This window comes from Streptomyces sp. NPDC002520 (genome assembly GCF_053595235.1).
In genome coordinates, this window is the sequence record NZ_JBSFXG010000001.1 from 88,429 (window position 1) to 99,938 (window position 11,510).

8 protein-coding genes are annotated in these 11,510 nt (G+C 71.7%); 6 read left to right on the forward strand and 2 right to left on the reverse strand.

The window, feature by feature from the left end:
• Positions 1-75: 75 nt before the first annotated feature.
• Positions 76-777: a ribonuclease HII gene (locus ACWD5D_RS00375; protein ID WP_451370537.1), complete on the forward strand. Its 702-nt coding sequence runs from the start codon at positions 76-78 to the stop codon at positions 775-777.
• Between the two features lie 68 nt (positions 778-845).
• A complete protein-coding gene (locus ACWD5D_RS00380) occupies positions 846-1,478 on the forward strand; it encodes a hypothetical protein (RefSeq protein WP_451370538.1) in 633 nt (210 codons plus the stop codon).
• Between the two features lie 432 nt (positions 1,479-1,910).
• Here ACWD5D_RS00380 and ACWD5D_RS00385 read toward each other — a convergent pair whose 3' ends face one another.
• A complete protein-coding gene (locus ACWD5D_RS00385) occupies positions 1,911-2,531 on the reverse strand; it encodes a hypothetical protein (protein ID WP_451370539.1) in 621 nt (206 codons plus the stop codon).
• Between the two features lie 294 nt (positions 2,532-2,825).
• On the reverse strand, positions 2,826-4,991 hold the full coding sequence (locus tag ACWD5D_RS00390) for a RecQ family ATP-dependent DNA helicase (protein WP_451370540.1): 2,166 nt from the start codon (positions 4,989-4,991) through the stop codon (positions 2,826-2,828).
• Positions 4,992-5,122: 131 nt separating this feature from the next.
• Between ACWD5D_RS00390 and ACWD5D_RS00395 the strand changes: the two genes are divergently transcribed.
• The 4 genes from ACWD5D_RS00395 (at position 5,123) to ACWD5D_RS00410 (ending at position 11,402) form a co-directional block, all read left to right on the forward strand.
• Entirely contained in the window at positions 5,123-6,670 is a 1,548-nt protein-coding gene (locus ACWD5D_RS00395) for a DUF4192 domain-containing protein (RefSeq protein WP_451370541.1), read from the forward strand.
• A 287-nt stretch (positions 6,671-6,957) separates the two neighbouring features.
• On the forward strand, positions 6,958-7,716 hold the full coding sequence (locus ACWD5D_RS00400) for an NUDIX hydrolase (protein ID WP_451370542.1): 759 nt from the start codon (positions 6,958-6,960) through the stop codon (positions 7,714-7,716).
• A 169-nt stretch (positions 7,717-7,885) separates the two neighbouring features.
• On the forward strand, positions 7,886-10,351 hold the full coding sequence (locus ACWD5D_RS00405; protein WP_451370543.1) for an ABC transporter ATP-binding protein: 2,466 nt from the start codon (positions 7,886-7,888) through the stop codon (positions 10,349-10,351).
• Between the two features lie 163 nt (positions 10,352-10,514).
• Positions 10,515-11,402, forward strand: coding sequence for a FadR/GntR family transcriptional regulator (locus ACWD5D_RS00410; protein ID WP_451370544.1), 888 nt, complete (start codon positions 10,515-10,517; stop codon positions 11,400-11,402).
• Positions 11,403-11,510 lie beyond the last annotated feature (108 nt).

Consider the following 11,510-nt stretch of genomic DNA (forward strand, 5'->3'; position numbering starts at 1 on the left):
TGAGTCGGACGTCGCGATCCCGCTCGGGGGCCGGGGTGTCGCACGGTGATCCCGGCGGCGTACGCTAAGGGCGCCATGCCGTACGAACCACCTACTCACACCGTCGAGCGCTCCCTTCGCGCCACGACCGGAGCGAAGGTCATTGCCGGTGTCGACGAGGTGGGGCGGGGTGCCTGGGCCGGACCCGTCACCGTCTGCGCGGCGATCACCGGACTCCGCCGACCGCCGCAGGGTCTGACCGACTCCAAGCTGCTGACGGTCAAACGGCGCACGGAACTGGCCGAGATACTGCGGTCGTGGGTGACGGCCTACGCTCTGGGGCATGCTTCCCCGGAGGAGATCGACGACCTGGGGATGACCGCCGCGCTGCGGCTCGCCGCGGTCCGCGCCCTGGACGCCCTGCCGGTCCGCCCCGACGCCGTGATCCTCGACGGGAAGCACGACTACCTCGGCGCCCCGTGGAAGGTGCGCACCGTGATCAAGGGCGACCGGTCGTGCGTGGTCGTCGCGGCGGCGTCGGTGATCGCCAAGGTTCAACGCGACAAAATGATGGCCGAACTGGGTATCGACCATGCAGACTTCGGGTTTGCGGACAACGCCGGGTATCCGTCGCCCGTGCACAAGGCCGCACTGGAGGAGCGGGGGCCCACCCCGTACCACCGCTTGTCGTGGGCGTATCTTGATGCGCTGCCCCAGTGGCGGCACCTCAAGAAGGTCCGCAGCTTGGCGGACGGAAGCGTTCCGGAGATCGAGGGTCAGCTCGGCTTCGACTTCTGACGGTTCCGCTCGCACTGATGTGCCCCCCGCTCATCGGCGCCGCACCAGCGTTTGATAAATATCAGCCCATGCCTCTCATTCCCGAGGAGCCTCAGATTCACGAGAGTGCCCAGGGTCCCCGCGTCACTCCGGCCACCGGCCGCACCGCGCCGACCCCCCGCCCCGTACCCGGCCCCCGCCCCGCGGCACCGCCCCGTCCCGGTCGTCCCGGCCCCCTGAGGCCCACGGCGCCGGTGCAGCGCACGCCACGTGACGCGACTCCGGCCAAGCCAGGCCCCTCGGGTCCGGCCACGTCCGCCGCCAGCGCGGCGACCCCGCAGATCCAGCTGATCCCGGCCTCGGTCGAGGGCGCGGTCGACGCCGCAGAGGAGGCGGTGGACCTGCTCCTCGACTCGGGACGCGCCCCGGGTGACGTCCTGGTGCTCACCACTGGTGCCCAGCACCCGTGGGCCGAGCATGAGTTGTCCTTCGGCGACGCCTCCTACTGGGCGCAGCACGACGCCGGCGACGACATCTTCTACGCGGACGCTGCCGCGGCCTCCCGTGCCGCGTCCCGTCCCGTGGTCGTCGTGGCCGTCAACGGTGGCCCCGCCTCCGCTGCCGCCTCGGCCCTTCCGCTGGCCCACTCCCGGGCCGGAGCCCTGCTGATCGTCTGCGGCGACCCGCAGGAGATCAACTCGGTGCTGGGCGCCGGCGTCTGAGCCATGCCCCGTTCCTAGGGGCGTCGGAGCGAGGAGAGAGCCGCCCTGACGGCATCGGCACGGTGCTGCGCTTGGTATGCCCGGATGGCGCCGGTGGCCGGCCCTCCCGCACGGCGGCCGCCGGACGGGCACGAGGACCGAGCCGACGGCGCCGCGCGCGGGGCCGGTCACGATTCCGTGGCCATGCTCTGCGCTTGGTTCAGGTCCCGTGTGCGGCCCGGCCCTCACGGCTGGACGCCGAGGGTACGCGACCAGGGTGTCGTGCGCACCGTTCGGCGGGGTAAGGCCGTTCGGCGTGGTGTAGGTACACGTGGCTGGGGCCGTCATCCTGGTGCGCACCCGGAGGCGGTTCCCCGCCGAGGCCTCTCTTCCTGCGGCAGGCTGATCGCGTACGGCGCGCCCATGGTGTCCCTAGCGTCGACAGCCTGCTTGTCAGCGGGCCGCCGCGCGGCGCAGGACCTCGGAGACCGGGCCTCCGGTGCGAGGCATCAGCGGCGGGAGCTCGGCCAAGGCGAAAGGTTCCGGCGCCGAGCGGGAGTTCGGACGGCGTCCGCCGCGTCCCTCGCCGAGCACCTGCCAGCCGTCCTGCGTCAGGGTGATGTACGCGCCGCAGCGCAGCCCGTGCAGTGTGCAGGCGTCACGCAGCCCCCACATCCAGGCGCCGTCCTCCTGGGTCCAGCGCGCGTCGCCCTCGCGGCAGTAGAGCAGTACCGCCGTGCGTACCGGGGTGCGGCGGCGCAGGTCGTGCGGGATGACGCGGCGCAGCTGGTCGAGCAGCGCGTTGCGGAACATCCAGCCGTCGGCCGCTGTGGCGCGACGAGTGAACGAGGCGCTGGCGAGCAGCCGCTCGTCCGGATCGAGGACGGCCACGATGGCCGTGGACTCTCTGGGGTGATGACGGGCGTGCAGCCCGCTGACGACCTCGCGGGGGTTACGCAGCAGCGGGATCCCGGCGTCGGCCCACTCCGCGGGCTCGAGCAGGCGAGTGGCGGAAGCGTCGGACGCGGGCGTCGACAACGAGGCCGCCGAGGACGAGGCGAATCCGAAGGTCACGTTCCTCCCTTCGGCTACGCGCCCACACTGCGGGCGAGGTCGGATTCGGGGAGCGCGCACCGCAGCAAAGCCCAACCGGATCACGGGCGAGCCGTGCGGGGAGCGGACTTCAATTCTTCCTGGCGAACTTGGATGCGGCAACGAGCAATTGGGGCCACCGACCGCTATCTGGCGGTGCGTGGCATATATCCCTACCCGCAGGGACCAGCGATGACCCCTGAGGTCTTCGACATCGACACGTCCGGACGCAGCCACCAGCGCAGACGCGAGGCGACCTGAGCCGACGCGGGAGCGTCAGCCCTGGACGGCCAGCACCAGGGGCATCACCCCGCGTGCCCCGGCCTTCCGGAGCTGGCGTGCCGCGACCGCCAGGGTCCAGCCGGTCTCCGTGAAGTCGTCCACCAACAGGACCGGGCCCTGGGCCTCGGCCAGCGTGGCAACGAGGGTGGGCGGCACCGCCAGGGCGCCGTCGAGTGCCTTCAGTCGCTGGGCGCTGTTGCTGCGCGGCACTCGGTCCCCGTCGCCGGCGTACTCGACGGAGCCGAGGAGGGGAAGCCGGCCGACCTCGGCGATCCGGGCCCCCAAGGAGTGGATCAGCCGGGGCCTGGTGCGTGACGCCAGGGTGACCACACCCACCGGCCTAGCCTGGGCGTCCGTCACCCCCGGGGCCCAGCCGCCCGGGCCCTTCGCCCAGTCCGCCAGCACGTCCACCACGGCTCGTGCCACGTCGTCCGGCACGGGCGCGTCCGGTGCCTGGGGTGTGAGGAGCGGGCGCAGCCGGTTTCCCCAGCCGATGTCCGAGAGCCGACCCAAGGCCCGCCCCGGCGAGGCCTGTTCGCCTGCCGGAATACGGCCCTTGAGGTCGATACCGATCGTCGGGAGCCCGGTCGGCCACATACGGCGGGGCTCCACCTCGACCCCGGCGCGGCCCAGGTCCACGCGCGCGGCGTCCACCGCCGTCGCGGACGTGTCGGCCGTGAAGCGCGGCTCCGCACAGTTGTCGCAGCGGCCGCAGGGTTTGGCGCCCTCGTCGTCCAGCTGCCGCTGGAGGAACTCCATCCGGCAGTCCGTGGTGGACGCGTACGCGCGCATCGCACGCTGCTCGGCCTCGCGCTGCCGGGCCACCCACGCGTACCGCTCGCCGTCGTACGACCACGGCTGCCCGGTCGCGATCCAGCCGCCCTTGACGCGTTTCACGGCTCCGTCCACGTCCAGGACCTTCAGCATGGTCTCCAGCCGGGAGCGGCGCAGCTCCACCAGCGGCTCCAGAGCCGGCAGCGACAGGGGCCCCGCCGACCGGCCCAGGACGTCCAGCGTGCGGCGTACGAGGTCCTCGGAGGGGAAGGCCAGTGACGCGAAATACGACCAGATCGCCTCGTCCTCCTTGCCGGGCAGCAGGAGCACCTCGGCGTGTTCGACTCCGCGGCCGGCGCGGCCGACCTGCTGGTAATACGCGATCGGGGACGACGGCGAACCGAGGTGCACGACGAACCCGAGGTCAGGTTTGTCGAAGCCCATGCCGAGCGCGGAGGTGGCAACCAGGGCCTTGACCCGGTTGGCGAGGAGATCGTCCTCGGCCTGCTGCCGGTCTGCGTTCTCCGTCTTGCCCGTGTACGAGGTGACGGTGTGCCCACGCTGCCGCAGGAATGCGGTGACTTCTTCGGCAGCGGCCACGGTGAGCGTGTAGATGATGCCGGAGCCCGGCAGGTCGTCGAGGTGGTCGGCGAGCCAGGCCATCCGGTGCGCGGCGTCCGGCAGCCGCAGGACGCCGAGGCTCAGACTCTCCCGGTCGAGCGGTCCGCGCAGCACCAGGGCGTCCGAGGAACCGCTGGTCCCGAGCTGCTCGGCGACGTCGGCGGTCACGCGGGCGTTGGCCGTGGCGGTGGTGGCCAGCACGGGGACACCGGGCGGAAGGTCGGCGAGCATGGTGCGCAGTCGCCGGTAGTCGGGGCGGAAGTCGTGACCCCAGTCCGAGATGCAGTGAGCCTCGTCCACGACCAGCAGTCCGGTCGCCGCGGAGAGCTTGGGCAGCACCTGGTCACGGAAGTCGGGGTTGTTCAGACGCTCGGGGCTGACGAGCAGCACATCGACCCTGCCCGCCGCGATCTCGGCCTGGACGGCCTCCCACTCCTCGGTGTTGGAGGAGTTGATGGTGCGAGCGTGGATGCCGGCCCGGGCGGCCGCCTCCACCTGGTTGCGCATGAGCGCGAGCAGCGGCGAGACGATCACCGTGGGGCCGCTTCCCCTGGCCCGCAGCAGCGAGGTCGCCACGAAGTACACCGCGGACTTGCCCCACCCCGTGCGCTGTACGACCAGGGCCCGGCGCCGGTCGGCGACCAGCGCCTCGATGGCCCGCCACTGGTCCTCGCGCAGCCGGGCGGTGCCTGTGGCATCCCCGACCAGCCGGGCGAGGACGGCGTCTGCCTGCGCCCGGAGGTCCGCGTTGCTCGTGTACTCCATGCGCCCTATCCAACAGGACGGGACTGACAATCGGGCGCGGCCGGCGTCGGACGAGTCAACCTTGTCGTGTCCCTGATTCGAGTTATCCACAGGTTCAACCGGAACTTCAAGATCCGCGAGATCGTCGGGACATGACGAATCACGACGAAACCACCGGACCCTTCGACAACAGCGACATCACGGGAGGAGTACCGCTCGACGGACCTGGCGGACTGTCGGCACACGACACGCAGGTCACTCTGCGCACCCCGGCCGAGCTGGCCGACGCCCTGCCCTACCTGCTCGGCTACCGTCCCGAGGACAGCATCGTCCTCGTCGCCATGCACGATCGGGACCACCGCGGCAGGTTCGGCGGCCGTGCCCGACTCGGTATCCCGGCGAGCGAGGAGGACTGGGAAGCGGCGGCGCGGCAGCTGGCCAGGGGGCTGGTGACCGGCGGTGAGCGACGGGGCACCCGGCCCGAGCGGATGGTCGCCTACGTCTGCCAGGAGCCGGGCGCCGGTGAATCGGGCCGGGACGTCATGCTCCGGCTCGGCCCGCTCGTGCATGCGCTGCGGACCGAGTGCGGAAACCTCGATGTGCCCGTCGTCGAGGCTCTATGTATCTCGGACAGCCGCTTTTGGTCGTACGTCTGCCCGACCGAGGGATGCTGCCCGGTGGAGGGCACGCCCATGGGCCTGCCGGGCACGTCGGTCCTGGCCGCGGCCGCCACCTACGCCGGAATCCAGGTACGCGGGACGCTGAGGGAACTGCGCTCCAGGATGCTGCCCTGGGAGACCTCCGCCGCCCTGGAACAGGAGATCGCCCTCGACGCGGCCGGCATGTCCCTGCTGCCCCGCATCCTGGACGACGCGAGGCGCGCGGACGTGGCGACGGAGACCCTCGACCTCGCCGAGGGGATCATTCGCCGCTTCGCGGCCGCACCACCGGTCTCCGGCACCCATCCGGCGGACCTGCGCGACGACACCCTGCTCACGCACGACGAGGCGGCGACCCTGATCCTCGGGCTCCAGGACCGTACGACCCGCGATCAGGCAGCCGCCTGGATGGAAGGCGACGAGGCCGGCCCGGCTCTTCGGCTCTGGCGCGCCCTGGCCCGCCGTTGTATCGGGCCGTACGGCGAGCACGCCGCGGCCCCGCTGACCCTGGCGGGCTGGGTCGCCTGGTCGATGGGCGACGAGTTGGAGGCCCGCGAAGCCCTGGCGATGGCACTGGGCGCGGACCCCGACTATCTCTTCGCCCGCCTCCTGCACCAGGCCTGCAACGAGGGACTCGACCCCGAGTCGATCCGCCGCTGCCTGCGGGCGGAACGGGCAGGCCGGACGGTGAAGAGCAGTACCGAGCACACCGACGGCCCATCGGAAACGGCTCCGGACCAGTCCTCGGACGCCGGCTCGGAACCCCACGGAGACGGTGGCGGTGCCGAGCCGACCTCTCGCAGTGCATCCCGCCGGCGGCGCCGAGCACGGTCCACGGATGCGGGTGCCGGCGCCTCCGGGGTGGCGCGTTCGGAGGATGGACGGCGGCGCCCGCCCCGCTCGGGCCCCCGGAATTCCACTGCCGCCCCCTCGCGCCCGGGCGACTCGGGGTCGAGTGCCAAGCGGACGACTGCCGGCGACCGCACAAGCCAGGGAAACCGGGCGGGAAGCGGCCGCCGGGAGACGGAGGGCGAGGGATGAGGGTCGGCCAGGGGAGTCGTGGCTGATATCGGGATGGGGCCGCTCACTTCAGCGGGGGACCTCGCAAGTCCTTCATGGCGCCGGGGCCTTATGGGTCGGCCGGCCGGGCACGGCCATGGTCGAGGAGGCGGCGGACACCTTGGAACGGGGCGGGTGACCTCGTACGACGTCACTCCCACGGCGAACAGGAGGTGACGCGGAACCCCATACCGCGACGAAGCGGTTCCCCGCTCGATGCGACCGGCGAAGGGAGTGTTTATCGTCAGGCAGACGACTATGATCGCGGCATGCCCTACGACCCGTCAGCCTTTCCGCCCTTCGCCGTCACCGTGGACCTGGTCGTGCTGACCGTGCGTCGCCATGCCCTGTGCGCGCTGGCGGTACGCAGGGGCGAGTCGCCCTTCCAGGGGCGCTGGGCGCTGCCAGGCGGCTTCGTACGGGACGACGAGGACCTGAACCAGGCGGCGGCGCGTGAGCTGGTCGAGGAGACCGGGCTGTGCGTCCACGATCCCGCGGCCCCGGCCCAGGACAACGGTGCTCACCTGGAACAGCTCGCGACCTACGGAGACCCGAAGCGCGACCCGCGGATGCGCGTGGTCAGCGTGGCGCACCTCGCCCTCGCCCCCGACCTGCCCGCACCACGGGCCGGCGGCGACGCGAGCAACGCGCGCTGGGCGCCGGTCGAAGAGCTGCTCCAGCAGGGCGGATACGGCCGTGACGGCGAGCCCGTGGCGCCGCTCGCCTTCGATCACGCCCAGATCCTCGCGGACGGGGTGGAGCGGGCCCGCTCCAAGATCGAGTACTCGTCGCTGGCCACCGCGTTCTGTCCGCCCGAGTTCACCGTGGGGGAGCTGCGGCGCGTCTACGAGGCGGTCTGGGGAGTGGCCCTCGACCCACGCAACTTCCACCGCAAGGTCACCGGAACGCCGGGGTTCCTCGTCCCGACGGGGGGTACGACCACCCGGCAGGGCGGGCGACCGGCCCAGCTCTTCAGGGCCGGCGGCGCCACCCTGCTCAACCCGCCGATGCTCCGTCCCGAGGTGTGACGAGCGCGCCGCCTGGTCACCGTGACGGTGAAAATGCGGCGTGGCTCGCTCCGGACTCTGGTCTCCAGTCCCTCGAACGGCTCACCCCGGTTGCGCCACCCGTCGCGCCACCGGGGAGTAGAACCAGTGATGCCCGAAAAAACGGACATTGCGCGCTATCTTGCTTCAGGTGATCCAGGCCTTCGGACTGACCAGCGATCCCCGCAAGGCGCACCCGCCCGCTGTCGACGATGTCTCCTTCGAAGCGCGCTCGGGCCGTGTCACCGTGCTCCTCGGGGCGCCTGGAGCGGGTAAGACCACGGCGCTGAGGCTGATGCTCGAACTCCAGCGGGGACGCGGCATCACCTGCTTCAGGGGACGCCCCCTCCACAAGATCGCCCACCCCTCCCGGGAGGTCGGCGCACTCCTCGGCGACGTACCCGGGCATCCGGCCCGATCGGTCCGTGGCCATCTGCGCATGCTCTGTGCGGCAGCAGGAGTCCCGGCGCGACGTGCCGACGAGATCCTGGAGGCGGTCGGGCTCGTCAGCCTCCGCGAGGAACGGCTCGGCACCCTGTCGCGCGGCATGGACCGCCGGCTCGGCCTCGCCTGCGCCCTGCTTCCCGACCCGCACACGCTCGTGCTGGACGAACCCACCGAAGGGCTCTCCGCCCGAGAGGCGCGCTGGCTGCACAGCATGCTGCGGGAACACGCCTCCCAGGGCGGCACGGTGCTCGTCACGACCGCCGACCCCAAGGAAGCCGCGCGCACGGCCGACCGCGTCGTCACCCTCGACGGTGGCAGGCTCGTCGCCGATCAGGAGGCCACGGAGTTCGCCCGCACGAGACTGCGCCCCCGGGTGGCCGTCCGCAGCCCCTACGCCGCGCGCCTCGCGGCCTTGCTCACCAGAGAGGCCCGCACGGGGCACCGCTCCGTCGAGGTCGTGCGCGAGGGTGGCAACCGCCTCTCCGTGTATGGCAGCACGACCGCCGACATCGGCGAGATGGCCTTCCGGCACGGCGTCCTCGTCCACCAACTCGCCGACGAGGTCGGGGACATGGGGGCGGGTGCGGGGGCGGCCCGCGAAGGCGAGGAGGAATGGGATGCCGAGGTGGCGCAGGGCGCACGGGAAGGGGACACGTCGGAATCCTTGTCGGAAGGTGCGGCGCTGACCAGTTCCGGTGGCGACTCCGTCTCCGGTTCCGGAGCCGTGCGAGAAGAACAGGCTGGTGGGTGCGCCCAGGGCCCATCAGGCTCCGTGGTACGGGACGAGAAGCAGGTCGCACCCGGCATCTCCTTGGTGGAACAGAAGCAGGAGAGCCCCGGTGGCAGGTGGCCGTCGGTTGCGCAACCACGCTGGCATCACTCGATGTCGAACCGCACCGAGAGCAATGACGGCACCGGCGGCGTCGAAAGCACCCATCACTCCGACAGTGCCCCGGCTGTCGGCGGCATCCGGGCGGAAAGTGCGTCGGCTGCCGCGGACACCCCCAGTGTCGAAGGATCCACGCCGAGCATGTCCGGGGCCCGTTCCGACGGGACAGCGGTCGAGGCTGACGCTCCGGACGCCGTCGACGCGGCGGACGAAAGCATTCGCCTCCTTCCCATCGCCGCCCTCACGAGCGCTGAGCGTCCCCGTTCCGCCGAAGGCACGCCGGAGGTGGCCCTTCCGTCGACCTCGGTCGTCCCCGAGGCGTCGGCCGGCACCACGTACCCCGCAGTCGCCGGTGCCTCCGTCGCGGTCGCCCCCGCCACCAGCCCTTCGCTCCCCGGGGCCAGGAACCACTCCGCCCGCCGAAGCGAGGCCGACCGGCCCTCGGGCCCCTCACGAGACCGCAGTCTCGACGCTCTGTCCGCCCTTCCGCCCCCTATCTCCGTCCGCCCTGCCCCCAGCCCCCTCCGTCCCCTGCGCTACGAACTGCGGCGCGCCACCGGCATCAGCACGGGTTTCCTCACCTGCGGAGCCGTGCTGGTGGTGTCCGCCCTCACTGCCGTACTCCTGGCCAGGCTCGGTCACACACCGCAGGGGCGGCTGTTCGCCGCGTGGCCGCGCCAGTTGCCGCTGCCGCCCGTGGCGCTCGCGGCCGGGCTGCTCGGTGCTCTGGCCTTCGGAGACGAGTTCCGCCACCCCGCGTTGGCGGTCGACCGCGGCACGGTGCCCCGTCGGCTGGGGCTGCTCACCGCGAAACTCCTCGTCTCCGGAGTCACCGCCGCCCTGCTGGCCTTCCTCGGTCTGGGCTGCGACGCCGAAGCCCTCTATGTCGTCTACGGTCGGGAACTGACACAAGTTCCCGCGGACTGGCTTTCGCTGAGCGCGGGTTGGTTCGGGCTGGTGATCGGTTGTGCCTGGGCAGGTGTGCTCGCGGCCGGTGTCTTCCGCTCCACGGCGGCGGGCCTCGCCGCTGTCCTTGCCGTGCCGGTTGTCGTCGTACCGCTCGTGCACAAGTCGCTCGGGGGCTCGGGTGTGCGGGCCGCCGCCGGTCTTCAGGTGCGGATGCGGGAGCTGTTTCTTCTGCAATGGCCCTTCGGGGGTGAGCGCTACCTGCTCGCCGCGGCCCGCGTCGTGGTCCAACCCGTGGGCGGTGCAATGACGTTGTCGCTCACCGTTCTGCTCTGCGCGTATGTGTTCACGACGCTGCGCGCCAGAGCCCGATGACGGGCGTCCCGTACGATTCCCGCCCTGCTGTGCGCGCAACTCCCCGGAGAAAGCCCATTTCTTTCCGATAAGGCGTCAATTGCGACGGGGTGAGCGATCACCCTTTCGTGTGCTTTTCACCAAAGCCCTCAAGGGAGTTGGAGGCGAGGCCGACAAAGGTTCCGTGAGTACCCTTGCGCACACCATGATGACCGCCGCCCGCTCCACAGACTCAGGTCTGGCCGGCCCGGGCGAACTCGACCGCTACCCCTACGCCGAGGCTCCGGCGCCCGACCGTGTCGGAGCGCCCTCCTGGGAAGGAACGGAGCCCGAGCTGGGGCGCGTGAACCGGCGCGCCGCGGGGAGCCGCGGGCGCGGGCTGCACGGCCAACTCGTCCAGCAGTTGGGACAGATGATCGTCTCCGGCGATCTGGGGGCGGACCGTCCGCTGGTGCCCGAGGAGATCGGCCAGCGCTTCGAGGTCTCCCGCACCGTCGTCCGTGAGTCCCTCCGTGTTCTGGAGGCCAAGGGCCTCGTCAGCGCACGGCCGAACGTCGGCACGCGCGTGCGTCCTGTCAGCGACTGGAACCTCCTGGATCCGGACATCATCGAATGGAGGGCCTTCGGGCCGCAGCGGGACGACCAGCGCCGCGAGCTGAGCGAGCTGCGCTGGACGATCGAGCCGCTCGCCGCCCGTCTCGCCGCCGGGCACGGCCGTGAGGAGGTGCAGCAGCGCCTGTCCGACATGGTCGAGATCATGAGCCACGCCCTCGCGCAGGGTGACGCGCTGACCTTCTCGCGTGCGGACACCGAGTTCCACACGCTGCTCATCCAGATCGCCGGCAACCGCATGCTGGAGCACCTCTCCGGGATCGTCTCGGCGGCGCTCCAGGTCTCCGGTGGCCCGGTCACCGGGTGTGACCGGCCGAACGAGGGCTCCCTCGCGCACCACGCGCGGATCGTGGACGCGCTCGGCACCGGCGACGGCGCGGCGGCCGAGGCGGCCATGCGTCAGCTGCTCACCGCCCAGCCCGAGGTGGAGCGCGTGGTGCCTGCCCCGCGCGAGCACTGAGCCGCGCCGAAGGCGGTGCGGTCGCCGGTGTGCCGCGGTCACGTGGTTCTGTGTTCCCGCGGTTCTGATGAGCGTTCTCGTGGTTCTGATGGGCTGTGCCGGGCCCGG